The 15,275-nt window shown below is 66.9% G+C and carries 21 protein-coding genes, 3 tRNA genes and 1 riboswitch; of the genes, 10 read left to right on the plus strand and 14 right to left on the minus strand.

The genetic code is table 11. The features are described from left to right. Positions 1-4 precede the first annotated feature (4 nt). Positions 5-1,414, minus strand: a complete 1,410-nt coding sequence (hemN, locus tag AC3WL7_RS00655) for an oxygen-independent coproporphyrinogen III oxidase (RefSeq protein ID WP_492748961.1) — start codon at positions 1,412-1,414, stop codon at positions 5-7. A 44-nt stretch (positions 1,415-1,458) separates the two neighbouring features. Continuing rightward, positions 1,459-1,899 (minus strand): group III truncated hemoglobin, encoded by a 441-nt coding sequence (locus AC3WL7_RS00660; RefSeq protein WP_108746423.1) that lies wholly within the window; start codon positions 1,897-1,899, stop codon positions 1,459-1,461. Between the two features lie 181 nt (positions 1,900-2,080). Here AC3WL7_RS00660 and AC3WL7_RS00665 point away from each other — a divergent pair, with 181 nt between their 5' ends. Continuing rightward, a complete protein-coding gene (locus AC3WL7_RS00665; protein WP_492748963.1) occupies positions 2,081-2,368 on the plus strand; it encodes a hypothetical protein in 288 nt (95 codons plus the stop codon). Beyond that, positions 2,365-3,414 (plus strand): 4Fe-4S dicluster domain-containing protein, encoded by a 1,050-nt coding sequence (locus AC3WL7_RS00670; RefSeq protein WP_492748965.1) that lies wholly within the window; start codon positions 2,365-2,367, stop codon positions 3,412-3,414. The genes AC3WL7_RS00665 and AC3WL7_RS00670 overlap by 4 nt, the downstream gene beginning before the upstream one ends. Position 3,415: 1 nt before the next feature. Here AC3WL7_RS00670 and AC3WL7_RS00675 read toward each other — a convergent pair whose 3' ends face one another. Together AC3WL7_RS00675 and AC3WL7_RS00680 are read right to left on the minus strand one after the other, a co-directional pair. Next, positions 3,416-3,652 carry a hypothetical protein gene (locus AC3WL7_RS00675; protein ID WP_079221405.1) on the minus strand — a complete coding sequence of 79 codons (237 nt, stop codon included), beginning with the start codon at positions 3,650-3,652 and terminating at the stop codon, positions 3,416-3,418. A gap of 339 nt (positions 3,653-3,991) precedes the next feature. After that, the gene (locus AC3WL7_RS00680) at positions 3,992-4,201 is read right to left on the minus strand and encodes a helix-turn-helix domain-containing protein (RefSeq protein ID WP_492748969.1); all 210 of its coding nucleotides are present in this window, start codon (positions 4,199-4,201) and stop codon (positions 3,992-3,994) included. A gap of 78 nt (positions 4,202-4,279) precedes the next feature. Here AC3WL7_RS00680 and AC3WL7_RS00685 point away from each other — a divergent pair, with 78 nt between their 5' ends. Further along, complete coding sequence (locus tag AC3WL7_RS00685; protein ID WP_234458485.1) at positions 4,280-4,720, plus strand: helix-turn-helix domain-containing protein; 441 nt, start codon at positions 4,280-4,282, stop codon at positions 4,718-4,720. A gap of 37 nt (positions 4,721-4,757) precedes the next feature. Then, a riboswitch (Fluoride riboswitch) is annotated at positions 4,758-4,821 on the plus strand. 82 nt (positions 4,822-4,903) lie between these two features. Continuing rightward, on the plus strand, positions 4,904-5,296 hold the full coding sequence (gene crcB, locus AC3WL7_RS00690; protein ID WP_079221402.1) for a fluoride efflux transporter CrcB: 393 nt from the start codon (positions 4,904-4,906) through the stop codon (positions 5,294-5,296). Positions 5,297-5,300: 4 nt separating this feature from the next. Here the strand turns inward: crcB and AC3WL7_RS00695 are convergent, their stop codons facing one another. The 3 genes from AC3WL7_RS00695 to AC3WL7_RS00705 form a co-directional block, all read right to left on the minus strand. Then, positions 5,301-6,134 carry an AraC family transcriptional regulator gene (locus AC3WL7_RS00695; protein WP_200733337.1) on the minus strand — a complete coding sequence of 278 codons (834 nt, stop codon included), beginning with the start codon at positions 6,132-6,134 and terminating at the stop codon, positions 5,301-5,303. A gap of 81 nt (positions 6,135-6,215) precedes the next feature. Then, a complete protein-coding gene (locus tag AC3WL7_RS00700) occupies positions 6,216-6,626 on the minus strand; it encodes an SRPBCC family protein (RefSeq protein ID WP_492748975.1) in 411 nt (136 codons plus the stop codon). An 18-nt stretch (positions 6,627-6,644) separates the two neighbouring features. Further along, positions 6,645-7,664, minus strand: a complete 1,020-nt coding sequence (locus tag AC3WL7_RS00705) for an aldo/keto reductase (protein WP_492748977.1) — start codon at positions 7,662-7,664, stop codon at positions 6,645-6,647. Between the two features lie 103 nt (positions 7,665-7,767). Here AC3WL7_RS00705 and AC3WL7_RS00710 point away from each other — a divergent pair, with 103 nt between their 5' ends. The 3 genes from AC3WL7_RS00710 (at position 7,768) to AC3WL7_RS00720 (ending at position 10,703) form a co-directional block, all read left to right on the plus strand. Beyond that, entirely contained in the window at positions 7,768-8,676 is a 909-nt protein-coding gene (locus AC3WL7_RS00710) for a LysR family transcriptional regulator (RefSeq protein ID WP_492748978.1), read from the plus strand. Between the two features lie 87 nt (positions 8,677-8,763). Further along, positions 8,764-9,843, plus strand: coding sequence for an alpha/beta hydrolase family protein (locus AC3WL7_RS00715; RefSeq protein WP_492748980.1), 1,080 nt, complete (start codon positions 8,764-8,766; stop codon positions 9,841-9,843). 95 nt (positions 9,844-9,938) lie between these two features. Beyond that, positions 9,939-10,703, plus strand: a complete 765-nt coding sequence (locus tag AC3WL7_RS00720; protein WP_492748982.1) for a thioesterase family protein — start codon at positions 9,939-9,941, stop codon at positions 10,701-10,703. Between the two features lie 28 nt (positions 10,704-10,731). On the opposite strand, the gene AC3WL7_RS00725 is transcribed toward AC3WL7_RS00720, so the two are convergent. From AC3WL7_RS00725 to AC3WL7_RS00755, 7 genes are all read right to left on the minus strand, one after another. Continuing rightward, entirely contained in the window at positions 10,732-11,001 is a 270-nt protein-coding gene (locus AC3WL7_RS00725) for a hypothetical protein (protein WP_079221395.1), read from the minus strand. 225 nt (positions 11,002-11,226) lie between these two features. Next, positions 11,227-11,793: a DUF4124 domain-containing protein gene (locus AC3WL7_RS00730; protein WP_492748984.1), complete on the minus strand. Its 567-nt coding sequence runs from the start codon at positions 11,791-11,793 to the stop codon at positions 11,227-11,229. Between the two features lie 44 nt (positions 11,794-11,837). Beyond that, on the minus strand, positions 11,838-12,779 hold the full coding sequence (locus AC3WL7_RS00735; RefSeq protein WP_492748986.1) for an ADP-ribosylglycohydrolase family protein: 942 nt from the start codon (positions 12,777-12,779) through the stop codon (positions 11,838-11,840). Between the two features lie 25 nt (positions 12,780-12,804). After that, positions 12,805-13,491: a DUF998 domain-containing protein gene (locus tag AC3WL7_RS00740; protein ID WP_492748987.1), complete on the minus strand. Its 687-nt coding sequence runs from the start codon at positions 13,489-13,491 to the stop codon at positions 12,805-12,807. A 1-nt stretch (position 13,492) separates the two neighbouring features. Then, positions 13,493-13,566, minus strand: a tRNA-Cys gene (locus AC3WL7_RS00745). 66 nt (positions 13,567-13,632) lie between these two features. Further along, positions 13,633-13,708, minus strand: a tRNA-Gly gene (locus tag AC3WL7_RS00750). Positions 13,709-13,850: 142 nt separating this feature from the next. After that, positions 13,851-13,926 (minus strand) — tRNA-Gly (locus AC3WL7_RS00755). 130 nt (positions 13,927-14,056) lie between these two features. Here AC3WL7_RS00755 and AC3WL7_RS00760 point away from each other — a divergent pair. From AC3WL7_RS00760 to AC3WL7_RS00770, 3 genes are read left to right on the plus strand one after another with little or no spacing between them, the layout of a single operon-like run. Continuing rightward, positions 14,057-14,461 carry a hypothetical protein gene (locus AC3WL7_RS00760; RefSeq protein WP_492748989.1) on the plus strand — a complete coding sequence of 135 codons (405 nt, stop codon included), beginning with the start codon at positions 14,057-14,059 and terminating at the stop codon, positions 14,459-14,461. Beyond that, positions 14,454-14,906: a hypothetical protein gene (locus AC3WL7_RS00765; RefSeq protein WP_492748990.1), complete on the plus strand. Its 453-nt coding sequence runs from the start codon at positions 14,454-14,456 to the stop codon at positions 14,904-14,906. The genes AC3WL7_RS00760 and AC3WL7_RS00765 overlap by 8 nt, the downstream gene beginning before the upstream one ends. Further along, positions 14,903-15,271 carry a hypothetical protein gene (locus AC3WL7_RS00770; protein WP_492748992.1) on the plus strand — a complete coding sequence of 123 codons (369 nt, stop codon included), beginning with the start codon at positions 14,903-14,905 and terminating at the stop codon, positions 15,269-15,271. Before AC3WL7_RS00765 ends, AC3WL7_RS00770 begins: the two co-directional genes overlap by 4 nt. The last annotated feature ends 4 nt before the right edge of the window (positions 15,272-15,275 follow it).

Below are 15,275 nucleotides of genomic sequence, written 5' to 3' on the forward strand. Positions count from 1 at the left end.
CGCCTCAGATCGCCCGCGAATACCGCGGTTGCTCCTGCGCTGCGCGCAGATACGGATCGAAGCACATCGCCAGCAGGCGCAGCAGCGGCCGCCCGGGCTCACTGGTGCGCACCACGCCCTCGCTGTATTCGGCCAGGCCGTCCTGCTGCAGGCGCTGCACGGCCTGCAGGTCCTGCGCGAAGTACTCCTCGAACTGCACGCCATGGCGCCGGCCGAGCGCGCGCCCATCCACCTCGCCCTGGCACATCAGCTGCTGGATCAGCTCGGCGCGCAGCTGGTCATCCTTGCTGAGCGCGACGCCGCGCCAGACCGGCAGCTGGCCCTGGTCCACCGCCGCTTCCCACGATGGCAGGTCACGCGGGTTCTGGCTGTAGGTAGCGCCCACGTGGCTGATGGCGCTGACGCCCAGGCCCAGCAGGTCGGTGTCGGCATGGGTGGTATAGCCCATGAAGTTGCGATGCAGCTGGCCGGCACGCTGCGCGCGCGACAGGTCTTCCTCGGGCAGCGCGAAGTGGTCCATGCCGATGTACTGGTAGCCGGCTGCCGAGAGGCGCTCCACCGCCAGCCCGAGCAGGGCCAGCTTGTCTTCCGGCGAAGGCAGCCGGCGTTCGTCGATCTGCCGCTGCGCGCGGAACAGGTGCGGCAGATGCGCGTAGCCATAGACCGCCAGGCGGTCCGGGCGCAGTGCCAGCACCAGTTCCAGAGTGCGGCCGAAGCCTTCCAGGTTCTGCCCGGGCAGGCCGTAGATCAGATCGACGTTGACCGAGCGCATGCCGCTGTCCCGGCAGGCACGCAGGATGTCCAGCGTCTGCCGCACGCCCTGCACGCGGTTGATCGACTCCTGCACCTGCGGGTCGAAATCCTGCACGCCCAGGCTGGCACGGTTGAAACCCAGCCGCGCCAGCATCGCCACGTCACCGGCATCGATGAAACGCGGGTCCAGTTCGATGGAGAAATCGCGCTGTGACGAGTCACTGAAATCGAAGCGCCTGCGCAGCCCTTCCACCAGCGTGGTCATTGCCTCGGCATCGAGGAAATTGGGCGTGCCGCCGCCCAGGTGCAGCTGGATCACTTCGCGCCCGTCATCGAACTGCGGTGCCAGCAGGTCGGCCTCGGCCAGCACCCGCGCCACATAGCTGTGGCCACGGCCGCGATCACGGGTGATCACCCGGTTGCAGCCGCAGTAGAAACACGGGCTGGAACAGAACGGCACATGCACGTACAGCGACAGCGCGCGCGCCTGCTGGTTGCTGTCAGCGATCGCCTGGCGCAGGGCCGGCGCATCGAACCCATCGTGGAAGTGCGGCGCAGTCGGGTAGGAGGTGTAGCGCGGTCCCGGCCGGTCATGCCGGCGCAGCAGATCGGGGTCGAAGGTCCAGGCCAGGCCACCAGCAGCGGGAGAGTACGTGTCCATGGCGCCAGCATCGCGCTGACGCGACGCGACCGCCTTGACCTGGATCAATCCTGGCCGCGAACGCCCAGCACCGGCAGGCCCACCTGCGGCCAGCGCAGCATCTGGTAGCGGCGCCAGAAGGTTTCAGCGATGCGCTTGGCGACATCGTCGGCCAGGGCCTGCATCGGCGGGTTGCCGCACTCGGCAGTGGTGATGTGGAACAGCACCAGCCAGCGGTCGAACAGATCCTTGTCCAGCGCGATGGCCATGTGCTTGGACATCGGCGAACCACTGAAACGGCGGGTGCCGCGCAGCATCGCCGACCAGAAATCGACCAGCTGGGCCAGGTGCGAAGGCCAGTCATGCACATGCCCCTCGAACACCGGCCCCAGCCGCTCCTCCTCGCGCACCCGCGCATAGAAGTCGTGGACCAGGCGGGTCACCTCCTCCTCGCTGCACAGCTCGAGGGAGGCAACAGGAAGTTCGGTCGGGGTTGCTGCGTTCATCGGGTTACCCAGTACGGATCGGCAGTGTGCCGAAGGCGGCGGCGGCCGCTGTTGATCCAGATCAATGTCGAGGCGGCCAAGCACGCCTAGGCTGGCGCGCTTGCAGGACGCACGCCCTGCGGATGCTGCGCCGCCCAGCGCGAAGTATACGCGCCGCCCTCTTCCTCAGACCTGGGACCGCATGAACACACCGTCTTCCAGCCGCCGCCAGCGGCTGATCCAGCACTGGGGCGCGATCCTCTGGCCCAGCTTCATCGCCGCCGGCGTGGCCAGCGTGGTGTTCTTCGCCTTCGTCGATCCCCTGCGGCTGCAGGCCATCAGCTTCCCCGCCAGCGTGATCAGCCGCGAGCTGGGCTACACCGCAGGCTTTTTCATGTTCTGGGTGGTCACGGCGCTGTCCAGCGCGGTGACCGGCTACCTGCTGCGGCCGATGGGCGACGGCGACGACGACGAGCTGCCACTGGGATGAGCTGCGCCGCGCCCTCCCTGCCCCGTCCCTGGCGCTGGCGTGGCACCCTCAGCGCCGTCCTGCTGGCGCTGTTCCATCTGCTGCCCTGGCTGCGCTGGAACGGGCGCCAGGCGTTGCTGCTGGACCTTGCCGCGCGCCGCTTCGACCTGTTCGGCTGGACCCTGTGGCCCGATGACGTCGGCGTGCTGCTGGGCCTGCTGGCGGTGCTTGCGGTGAGCCTGGCGCTGCTGACCCACCTGGCCGGGCGGGTCTGGTGTGGCCATGCCTGCCCGCAGACGCTGTGGATGCGAGCCTTCGATGGCATCGCCCGCGCGCTGTCGCGACGGCTGCCCCCGCGCGTGGCCACGGTCGCAACCCGGCTGTGCTGGATCCTGCTCTCGCTGTGGACCGGCATCACCTTCGTCGGCTTGTTCAGCCCCATCCACGGCCTGTTTGGCCTGCCCGCTGCAAGCGGCTGGACTGGCTGGAAAGCCTTCTGGGTGCTGTTCTATGCCGCAGCCACCTACGGCAATGCGGGCTTCCTGCGCGAACAGGTGTGCCGTTCGCTGTGCCCGTTCGCGCGCCTGCAACCACTGCTGACCGATCCGCATACGCCGCGCATGCTCTACGACGCCCGCCGCGGCGAACCGCGCGGCGCGCGGCCTGCCGCCCTGGGTGGCGTGCTCGGTCGCGGCCGTGGCCTGCTCGACCCGACAACCGCGCAGGACTACGTATTCCGCGCCGCCCATCCGCTGCTGGCCGGGCCGATGCCCACCTTCAGTGCGGACCGGCTGGGGGATTGCACCGATTGCGCGGCGTGCGTGACGGCCTGCCCGATGCAGCTGGATATCCGTCATGGGCCGCAGGCCGATTGCCTTGCCTGCGGGGCCTGCCTGGAAGCATGCGCGCAGCAGCAGCACCGTGCCGGCTTCGGCGAAGGGCTGGTGCGCTACTGCAGTCCGCAGTCCATGGCCGGGCAGGCGCGCCGCTGGTGGCGCACACGCACCACCGCGCTGGCATCGCTGCTGTTGGCCCTGCTGGCGTGCGGCGCCTGGCGCCTGTGCTGACTCAGCGCGGGCGCCCGCCGTCCGGCGGCACCAGCTGCGCACGGCGGACGATGCCGAGCTGCTCGATGATCAGCGCCAGATCATTGGTGACTTCGGTACGCTCGGTTCCCTGCGGAACCAGGCGGTCAAGCACCTGCTGGTAGGTATCCCAGAACGCCGGACCGCATCCGTGTTTGTGGTAACTGGCTTCCAGTTCGCGGCGTACCCGTTCAGCCAAGCCATGCATGCCGTATTCCATACGACCTCCGTTGGACTTGTCCTGCATCGTTGACGGTCAACCGATCCACTTGCGTGCTACTGAAAGACTCCCGGTCTTCACGGCCGGTTGATGCCAATTAGTCATAATTTTCACGACAGGTCAATTACAGGGGGCGACTTTTGTGATTGAAATTATTAATCGTTCATGATGCGGGAGACGTCACCGCCTTACCCCCGGGTCGCGCCAAAGCCGACACCGGCGCCCGCTCCGCACCTGCCGTCCACCCGTCGTCCCGTTGTCCATCGAATTCACCTATGGCGATAAGCACGCTTAACAAAATGGGTGGACCGATCCGGATACGACATTTTTGGTCGTTAATCAGACCGATTCTGCCTGATCGCTCTTTTCCGCCGGGAACAGATCCGGATAACGCTGTTGCAGCATGTAGCGCCGCAGCGCGGGAATCGGAACGTCGCGAGGCCATTGCGAGACAGCGGATCTGCTGATTCCAAAGAGCCTGGCCAGCTCAGCGTCGGTGCCCAGGCCCAGCCGCATGCGCACGTGACGCTTGCACCACTTTTCGTCCATTTTCGATCTCTTTCGTCATCAGACTTATTTTGGTGGCAAGGATTCTTTTGAATCCACGCGTTAAGCTGGCTTGCATAGATGAATACTCTTGGACAACGACTCGCCGCCGCCATGAAGGACGCCGGGCATACCCGCCCGGCTCACCTGGCCCGCGCCGCGAAAAGCACCACGGCCACCGTCAGCAACTGGCTCAACGACAACGTCAAAGCCGACCACGTAAAAGCCGAACAGCTCTTCCGCATCGCCGATGCGGTGAAGATGGATCCACGCGAGCTGCTGTTCGGTCCGGTCGATGGCGCAGTGGGCGAACGTGGCACCGCCTACATGTACCTGCCCAGCGAGGCGTATCTGGATGTCTGGGAAACGGCCTATGAAATGGTGGCCAACATCCTGGCCCGGCGCGGGCTCGACGTTGGTTTCCGGCGGCAGGCATCGCTGGGGTTGATGGCCAACGACCTGCTGCGCGAAGGCATCAGCCGCAGCAAGGTGGCCCGCGTGGTGGCGACTGCCCTGCCCTGACCGCTCCTGCGCAGGGCAGCCTGTCGCTGGTAGCATGGACGGTGATGGGGATGGGGCTCCCCCGATAACCGCCTTTGATGGCTGATGGCTCCTGTTGTTGACGAACCCGGCGTTCGTCGATGGCAGGCCGTGCCCGCCATTGCGTACGCCGTCGATCCTGCGAACCAGCACTCGAGGCAAACGATGCAAGCACTGAACAACTATGTCCTGGTCTTCCTGGGGGGCGGCGCGGGCGCGTGCCTGCGCCACGCCTGCAACCTGCTCGGCGCGCGGGTTGCGGTCGGCAGCCCGTGGCCCTGGTCCACCTTCCTCATCAACATCAGCGGCGCGCTGTTGATGGGCGTGGTGGTAGAGGCGTTCGCCCTGCGCAACGGTGCATCGCCGCAACTGCGGCTGCTGCTGACCACCGGCATCCTCGGTGGCTACACGACGTTCTCCACCTACTCGCTGGAAATCGGCCTGCTGCTGCAGCGCGGCCAGCATGGGCTGGCCGCCCTGTATGCCGGCGGTTCGGTCGCACTCGGCCTGGCCGGCCTCTTCGGCGGCATGAAGCTGGCCCGGCTGGTGATGGGCTGATCGCTCAGGCGGCGCTGGCGCGATCCTGATCGCGCCACTGCCGTGGCGACTGCCCGGTGTGCGCCTTGAATGCACGCGACAGCGCAGCCTCGCTGCCGTAGCCGACATCGTCGGCAATACGCTTCAGCGGGCGGCCCTGGCGCAGCGCCTGCTGGGCCAGGCTGACGCGCCAGCCCTGCAGGTACTGGCCGGGCGTGGTCCCCATCGCCTCGCGGAAACTGGCGGCGAACACACTGCGCGACATCCCTGCGGTTTCGGCCAGGTCCTCCAGCGTCCAGGCCTGCGACGGCGCCTCGTGCATGGCCACCAGGGCCAGCCGCAGGCGCGGGTGGCCAAGCCCGGCAAACAGGCCACCGCGCATCTGCCCGCCTTCCATCAACTGCCGCAGCACCTGGATCATCACCACCTCGAACAGGCGGTTGACCATCACCGTGCGCCCGCAGCGCTGCTCGAAGGCTTCCTCGAACAACAGGTCCAGCGCTGCGCTGCCGCCATACAGATCGGCCAGCGGCATGCAGATGAAATCCGGCAGGGCCGCGCTGATCGGATTGAGCCGGCCGCCTTCGAAATGCAGGTTGGCGCAGGCCATGTCGGCGCCGTGCTGCGGATCGGTGCTGAAGCGGTGCGGCATCGGCCGTGGGTACAGCAGCAGGCTCGGCACATCCACCTGCACGGTCTGCTGGCCATGGCTGACCTGCACCGGCCCGCGCCGCACCAGATGCAGCTGGCCGGCCTCGTCCTCGCCCTGCAGGCTGTTGATGCCACACAGCGCGCCGGCATGGAACACCGAGGCATTGACCGCGAAACGTTCCAGCAGGATGGCAAGGCGGTCGACCATGGCAGGACTCCAGATCAAGCAGGTGATGGATGATGCGACCCATCGTATCGAATCCGGCCCCGCCGTGGGCAACCGCGTTGTTCAACCCGCCAGCGTGGCCTGCAGCGCCCTCAGTCCGTCACGGTAGATGCCTTCGAACAATGCCGAGGCCGCTTCATCGCTGACGCCCACCGGGGTGAACGTGCCGGACCAGTCGATGCGCGCACCGTGGTCCAGTTCGACCACGCGCAGGGTGGAGCGGTAGCCGGTCACCGGGAACGGTGCCTGCAGGATCGAGTAGGTATAGCTGCGCCCGGCCTGGTCGAACGCCTCCAGCCGCTCGACGATGGCATCACCGTCGGGGTTGGCCAGATGGCGCACGCGACCGCCTTCGCTGAGCGTGCTGGTGGGGATGTACGGCAGCCAGTCCGGCAGCGAATCGAAGCCGCCGATCAGGTTCCAGACGCGATCGGCGCTGGCCGGTACGGTGAGTGATGCAGATGCGGTTGCCATGGCAGGTCTCCTCCGTGCTCAGCGCAGATCGATGGGCAGCGGCGCGTCGGCGGACACCATGCCCTGCGCGCGCAGTTCCTGCCAGAACGCGGGCGGAATCACTTCCTTCAGCGCGGCGTAGTCTTCGGCGATGCGCTCGGGACGGCTGGCGCCCGGGATCACCGCCGCGACGGCGGGGTTGGCCAGCGAGAACTGCAGTGCGGCGGCCTTGATGCTGATGCCGTGCGCAGCGGCAATGGCCTTCATGCGTTCGACCTTGGCCAGGATCTGCGGCGAGGCCTGCTGGTACTCGAAGTGGCTGCCACCGGCCAGTACGCCGGAACTGTACGGCCCACCCACGACGATGCCGGTGTTGCGCTCGGCCGCCTTCGGCATCACCCGCTGCAGAGCGCGCTCATGGTCAAGCAGCGAGTAGCGGCCGGCCAGCAGGAAGCCATCGGGGCGCGCCTCGTCCAGGTCGAGGGTCAGTTCGATCGGCTCGACGCGGTTGACGCCCAGGCCCCAGGCCTTGATCACGCCCTCCTCGCGCAGCCGGGTGAGCACTCGGAAGGCGCCGCGGCGTGCGGTCTCGAAGTAGGACAGCCACTCATCGCCGTAGAAGTCCTGGGCGATGTCATGCACCCAGACAATGTCCAGCCGGTCGGTCTTCAGCCGCTTCAGGCTGTCGTCGATGGAGCGCAGGGTGGCGTCGGCCGAATAGTCATTGACCAGCTTGTTGGGCCGGCCGGCAACGAAGAGGCCGCCCTTCTCGCCCAGGTCGCGGGCGCTGGTGTCTTCCACTTCATCCAGGATCAGCCGGCCGACCTTGGTGCTCAGCACGAAATCATCGCGGTTGCGCCTGGCCAGCGCGTCGCCCAGGCGGATCTCGGCCAGGCCGGCGCCGTAGAACGGGGCGGTGTCGAAGTAGCGCGTGCCCTGCTCCCAGGCCGCGTCCACCGTGGCCTGGGCCTCGGCTTCCGGGATGTCGCGGAACATGTTGCCCAGCGGGGCGGTACCGAAGCCGAGGGTCTTGCCGGCCAGCAGTTCATGGATGCTCATGGGCGTCCTCCTGCGGAGGTTGTTGAGGTTGAGGCACAGGCTAGGCTTGCCCGATAAGACTGTCCAAGACATAATTTTCAAATCTTGAGTCCCGCAGGGTCTTATGCTCGATCTCCGCCAACTTCGCTACTTCGTGGCTGTCGCCGAAGATGAACACGTCGGCCGCGCCGCCGAGCGCCTGCACATTTCCCAGTCCCCGCTCAGCCGCCAGATCGCCCAGCTGGAGGAACGGCTGGAGCTGCAGCTGTTCGAGCGCTTGCAGCAGCGCATCCGCCTGACGGCCGATGGCCGCACCTTCCTGGCGGAGGCGCGGGCCCTGCTGACCCACGCCAACCGGCTGGAGTCGCTGGCCCGGCGCCTGGGCCGGGGCGACGAGGGCGGCCTGTGCATCGGCTACCTGGAATACGCCATGCACTCGGGCGTATTGCCCACCGCCCTGCGCGCGCTGCGCGGCGATCGCCCGGCCGTGCATATCGCCCTGTACAACCAGCAATCGGACGTGCAGCTGGAAGGCCTGCGCCAGCGCAGCCTGGACATCGCCCTGGTCTGTGAACCGCCCGCGTTCGACGATCCGGACCTGCAGGCCACCCAGGTGCTGAACGACCCGATGCTGCTGGCCCTGCCCGCAGGACATCCCCTGGCCAGCGCCGAGCAGATCACACCCGACGACCTGGCCAGCCAGCAGTGGATCGGGGTGATGCACAAGGAAAGCGCGCTACGCCACGACACCTTCATCGCCGCCTGCGCCAAGGCCGGTTTCACCCCGAGCATCGCCATGGAAGCCAGCGAGCCGCTGGCCGCGCTCGGCCTGGTGGCCGCCGGGCTGGGCCTGACCACCCTGCAGCGCAGCCTGGACCACCAGGCACCGGCCGGCGTGGTGCTGCGCGAGCTGCCGTGGTTCAGCTACCGCACGCCGTTGTGGGCCGCCTGGCACCGCATCAACCTGCGGCCGCTGGTGGAAACCTTCCGCCATACGCTCATCGAAACCGCGACCGGCCAGCCGCCGGCCTGAGCCCGGCGTGCGCGTGCTGTCGCAGTGCAGCGCGCGCACCGCAGGGGCTGCGCCTATGCTCGGCACATTCCTGCAAGGACGAACGCGATGCGCCTGCTGCTTCCACTGGCCTTGGCCATCGGCCTGTTGCTGCCCACGACCGCACTGCACGCCGCCGCCCCGCCTGCGCCACGCTCGCTCAACGGCGAACTGCAGGGCGCACCATGGCGGCTGGATGTACCCACGCACTGGAACGGCGAGCTGGTGATGCTGGCCCATGGCTACGAGCCGGTCGGTGTGCCGCGCGCGACGCCGATGGCGGCGGCCGACAGCACCCAGGCCCTGCTGGATGCGGGTTACGCGGTCGCGCAGAGCGCCTATTCCAGCCAGGGCTGGGCGGTGGCCGACGCGGTGGCCGACATGGAACGCCTGCGCCAGCACACGCTGGCCGAACTGAAGCAGGTGCGCAGGACGTGGATGCTCGGCTTCTCGATGGGCGGCGCGGTCACCGTGGCCAGCCTGGAACAGCATCCGCAGGCCTACGACGGCGGCATTTCGCTGTGCGGGGCCAATCTGCCGGGCGAAGCGCTGGCCGAGGATCTGCTCACCACCCTGGTGGCCTTTGATTACTTCTTTCCCAAAGCCGACGGCCTGCCTGCAGGCGGCCTGGTCTCACGCGAGGCCGCTGCGCTGCCACAGATGGCGTTGTACCAGGGCATTGCCGCCGCGCTGGCAACCCGGCCGGTAGCTGCCGCACAGCTGGCCACCCGCCTGCAGGTGGCGCCCGATGCACTGGCCGGTGTGATCAGCCTGCACGCACTGGTCCTGCACGAACTGGCGCAGCGCGCCGCCGGCATGCCGGCCGGCAACCTCGGCACGGTCTACAGCGGCTTCGGTGACGATGCCGCCTTCAACGCGGGCGTGCAGCGGTTGCAGGCCAGCGCGGCAGGGCAAGCCTACGTGCGCGAGCGGCTGGCCTTTAGCGGCACCCTGCAGAAGCCGCTGGTGATCCAGTTCAACCACGACGATCCAACCATCGTGCCGCGCATGCAGGCGGTGTATCCGCAACAGGCGGCGCGTGCGGGCAGTGCCGCGAAACTGCGCGTGCTGCCCCTCGCCGGCGAAGGCCATTGCGGCTTTTCAGGCGCACAGGTGCTGGATGCACTGAAGGCGGCCGCGGCGCGTTGAGGGGTTCGCGCGCAGGCGAGGCTGCGGGCGCGGCGCTACGATGGCGGTACAGCGCACCGCGCGCCGCGCATCCCATTCCACTGCCCCGTGAACCGATGGCCTTCTTTGAACGACTGAGCGACACCCGCTACCTGCCCACCGCACACGTGGGTGGCGCCTGGAACACCCACGAGCAGCACATCGCACCGGCGATGGGCCTGCTCGCCCACCATCTTGAGCGTGATGCCGCCGCGCGTGGCCACGGCTTCCTGATCGGCCGCCTGTCCTACGACATCCTCGGCACCATTCCGATCGAAGCGATGGACGCACACGTGCAGGTGCTGCGCGGTGGCCGCACCATCGAACTGGTCGAAGCCACTCTCAGCCACCAGGGCCGTGCGGCCCTGCGCGTGCGTGCGTGGCTGATGCGCCCGAACGATACCGCCGCCATTGCCGGCACGCCGCTGGCGCGGATCGCCGCCGCAGACACCCTGCCCGAATGGGACCCGGCGACGGTGTGGCCGGGCGGCTTCATCCAGAACGTGCAGATCCGCCGCGATGACCAGGGCCCCGGCCGTGCGACCTACTGGGCACGCGCGAAGCAGCCGCTGCTCGATGGCGAGACGGTGAGCCCGCTGGCACGTGCCGCCACCTTGTTTGACCTGTCCAACGGCATGGCCGTGCGCGCCCATCCAAAGGAGATCGCCTTCCCCAACCTCGACCTGACCGTGCATCTGTTCGGCACGCCGCAGGGTGACTGGCTGGGCTTCGACACATCGGTTTCGTTCGGCAGCGAAGGCATCGGCCTGACCAGTACGGTGCTGCACGACGAACGCGGCCCGATCGGCACCATCGGCCAGGTGCTGACCGTGCGGCCCTGAGGCAGTGGAGTGACCGCAACGGGCGGCGTCAGCCGCCCAGCGTGCCCATCGTGAAGGTGTAACCCGAGCGCATCAGGAAATCGCGCATGCGCAGTTCCGCGCGGCGCGGTGATGGCAGGTCGGAGGGGCCATACAGGGCGTAGACCACGCCCGAGCCCTCGATGCGCTCGCGGCGCACGCCGCAATGGCGCGTTTCGGCGGCGATCACCCAGCCGTCCTTCAGTTGATCCGGCCCGATCGACTGACCGTTCTTGAGCCGGAATGTCAGCCAGCGCACATCCGCGGAGGATCTGCTCATCGCTGGCCTGCCGCGTGCTGCATGCGGTGTTGCATGTCCCTGCGTGCCATTGCTGCTCCCGAAGACCGAACCTCGACCATACCCCCTTCCCATGTCGTCCCGGTTTGAGATTGGTGGCAGCTGCAAGTGTGACCGCGTTCATGCAGCGCGTGATCCAGGGACGCCCTGGCTGAAATCTGCGAAATGCCGTCCTGGTCCAGGTCAGAGACATCGGGCAGCGCAGGCTCAGTACGCGTTGGATTCCGGCGCGGCGTATTGCTGCTGCACCCGGTCTTCCTGGTCACGGCGCACGGACGCACAGCGATCGCGCGCCGTGGACATCTGCGCATCGGCAGCGACCCGCTCCGAACTCAATGACTGCTGCAGGCTGGAAATCTGCGCACGGATGCCCGACTCGCGGGTCGCATTGGGCAGCGTGCCGCCCGCATCCGGCGGCGTGCTGCGGGCGGCTGCCAACTGCCGGTCCAGCTCGGCCACCTGACGGTTGACCGCCTGCGTGCGCGACTCGAGCGGACCATAGATGCGCGACTGCTCGCCCTGCAGGCAGTTGCGCTCGGCAATGCCCGCATCGCTCATGCCGGTGGTGCGATACACCGCCGCGCGGTTGGATGCTTCGCCCGCGCTCTCGGAGGCAGCGCGGTTGGAGCGCAGTTTCATCGGCTCGCTGCCCGCACCGCAGGGATCCTGCGAATAGACCGTCTCGCCCGACGACCCCTTGCACTTGTAGACCTGCGCCGAAGCCAGCGGTGCCAGCAACAGCAGCGCCAGGCCAATACCCGTTTTCACGTTCATCCAGACCTCCTGTCCGTGGCCATGCCGGCCCGCTGGCGATTACGCTACGACGGATTCCCGGCAGCGGCAAAGCCCTGGCCGGCCCGCGCAACGCGGTTCCGTTCATACAGCGCGTCCGCCAGCACCTGGATTTCCGCGCGCATGGCCAGCACCTGCAGCCAGTGCGCGGGGATGCCCGCAGCGCCATGGAAGGCGCCGGCCAACTGGCCGAGCACCGCGGCGGTCGTATCGGCATCGTCGCCGAGGTTGGCCGCTTCCAGCACCGCAGCGGCGAAACTGTCGTGCTGGTGGAAGCACCAGAGCGCCGCCTCCAGGCTGTCCACGACATAGCCACTGCCGCGGATCTGCTCACGGCCTGCATGCTGGTAGTGTCCCGCGGCGATCTGCTGCAGGCGCTCGCCCTGCACCGGGATGTCACGCAGGTCCAGCACGGCCTGCTTCGATTGCCCGTCCAGCGCGCGCTCGATCGCAGCGGCCAGCAAGCGGCAGGCATCCAGGCATTCGCGCGCGGCATGGGTCGTGCGCGAACCCAGCTCGGCCATCGCCGGCAGTTCCGGCATTCCTGCATAGCGCAGCGCCACCGGTGCCAGGCGCATGATCGAACCGTTGCCGGCACTGCGCGGATCTTCATTGCCCGACAGTGGCTCGCCACTGAGCAGGAACTGGTCGATGGCCGCGCGCGTGGCCATGCCGATGTCGAAGCACTCACCGGTCGCGCTCCAGTACCCGTTGCGATACCAGTTGGCATAGCGGGTCATCTGGTCGCGTGGGTCGAACTCATCGCAACGCACCAGGCTTTCGGCCAGGCACATCGCCATCGACGTGTCGTCGGTCCACTGCCCCAGCTTCAGATTGAACGGGCCGCCGCCGACCATGTCGGTGAGCGGGCTGAAACTGCCTCGCGGCCTGAACTCCACCGTGGTGCCGACGGCATCGCCGCAGGCCAGTCCGAGCAGTGCGCCGCGGAAGTTGTCGATCTGGTTCATGCCCCGAGTGTAACCAGACACGGCATCAGGTGTTCCCGAACACCCGTTTCAGTTCCAGCGCTGCAAAGGTGTACCAGCCAAAGGCAGGCAGCAACGCGATGCGCTGGGTCAGCCCATGCCAGGGCTGCGGATCGAAGCCGGACAGCATCAACCACAGATAGAGCATCCCCAGCAGCGAGGTCGCGCGCGCAACCCAGGCGATGCGCCGGGAGGCATCAGCCCCGAGTTCGACCAGGAACAACAGCGGCGTCAGGATGGAAAAGATGCCGATGGAGTACATGCCATGCAGCGGGCTGCCCGTGGTGAACACCCCGTTGCTGAGCATGGCAAAGCCGAACAGGAGGGACGTGAGCGCGGTGAGTGCGAAACGGCGGCCCCAGCCCAGCAGCGCAAGACTGAAGACGATGATGGCCGCACCATTGACCGCGATGCAGGCCGTCAACAGGTTTGCCGGCAGGCCGGGCATCAGCCCCATTTCACTGAGGTGCTGCGACAGCGAGCTGTATCCGGGCACGGTGAAGCCGAACGCGATTGCGGCGAACATCGCGCCGAGGGGAACGAAGATCGCCTGCCGGATTGCCATCGCGCGCACTGCCTGCCCCTCTTCCTGAGTGTGAAGGCGGACGTTAGCAGGGGCGGCTGCGGGCCAGCAGTGCGGATTGGCAGGGGGGCAGAAAAAGAAAAAGCCCTGACCGGAGTCAGGGCTTTTCAATTGGAGGCCTCAAGCGGAATCGAACCGCTGTAAACGGATTTGCAATCCGGTGCATAGCCACTCTGCCATGAGGCCAACGTACCGCGGCCAGGAACGATGCCCCTGACATGACAAAACCCCGCGATGGGGCCTGTCGAAACATGGAGCGGGAAACGAGACTCGAACTCGCGACCTCAACCTTGGCAAGGTTGCGCTCTACCAACTGAGCTATTCCCGCGTAAGCCGACATGGTACCGGAAATCCGGAACACACACCAGCGATTTCATCTTTCTGACTGCGCGCAAAGCCTTGTGGCCCAACGTGCCCCGCCTTGCCGTGGCGGGAGAAAAACAAGGCCCCTACCGGGGCCCTGTAGAATCTGGAGCGGGAAACGAGACTCGAACTCGCGACCTCAACCTTGGCAAGGTTGCGCTCTACCAACTGAGCTATTCCCGCAGATTCCGTTCGACCTGCGTCGAAGGAGCGCTATTGTGTCCAAATTCCTTCACGCCGTCAACAGTCTTCACACGCGGTGATCTAGGCCTGGTGCGGTGGGGTACCCTGCCCCGCCCGGACGCCTGCGCCCATGTTCCTGCACGGTAAGCCTTTGCTGATCTCCCTGCTGCTGCACCTGCTGGTGGCCGCGCTCTATTGGACGCTGATGCCACTGGGCATGACCTGGTATGGCAACCATGTCGGTTTCAGCTCGCACGGCAACATCGGCCTGGGCCTCGCGCAGTACTACGCGTTCGTGCTGTTTCTCGGCGCACAGCCGCTGGTTGCCGTACTGCGGCCGCTTGCAGCCAAGCTGATGGTGCTGGTCATTCCGCTCGCATTCGCAGGCTGGACGCTGATGCACAACAATCCGCTGCGCATGCTGTACTTCACCGTCGGCCCGGGCGTGCTCGCACTGGCCGCGATCGCCGCCAGCGCACGCTTCGCCGCGCGCGCCACGGCCTGCAGCACGAGCAAGGAGCCCATGCATGATTGATCGCAACACCCGGTGGTACTACCTGGCGGCGGCCACGATCTGGCTGGTGGTGATGGCCGCGCTGATTCATGCCGGCACGCAGACCGACTACTGGATGCAGCGCTGGCTGGAACCCGGCGAAGTGCAGCCCTATCCCGTCCGCGCAGTTGCGATCTTTGCCGTGATGAGCACGGTCGAAATAGCTGTTGTCACGCTGATCGTGCGCCCATGGCGATGGCGTCGGCTCTGGCTGCGCCTGCTGATCGCTTTCGCGCTGCTGCTGGCGTGGTCGTTACCGTTGGCGATGGGCGCGATGCATCAGTCCCCGGTCTACGGCACGCACCTGCTGTGGTTGCTGCTGCTGGATCTGAGCCTGTTCCTGGCCCTGTGGTCGGTGTCGTCAATCACCCTCTGGCAGGCGCTTCGCGGCCGCGCTTCCACCGCACCCGAAGCTCCTTCACCGTGAGCGCGGCACGACGCCATGCGGCCACCGCCATAGGCTTGGTACTGGCCGCATGCGCGCTCGCAGCCTGCCTTGCGACCCAGCTGGTATCGAACGCAATGATGCTGATGATGGACAGGAGCAACTTCATTCCCGAGCCGTCGTCGATCTTCTTCTTCGAACCGTACGTGATCAGTGATGGCTCCTCCAATGCCTGGCTGTACGGCAAGGACCAGACCTACTACTACCACTTCACCTATCGGGCCGATGCTCCGTACGTGTACATCGCACAGAAGAACACGTGCCGGGGCTTCGACCGCACGGACGTACGCACGTGGTGCAGCGTGCGCACGGGAGCGCCCCGTGCAGCCGCCGGCAGAAAGATCTGACGCA

The organism is Stenotrophomonas sp. FW305-3-2-15-E-LB1, assembly GCF_058787375.1.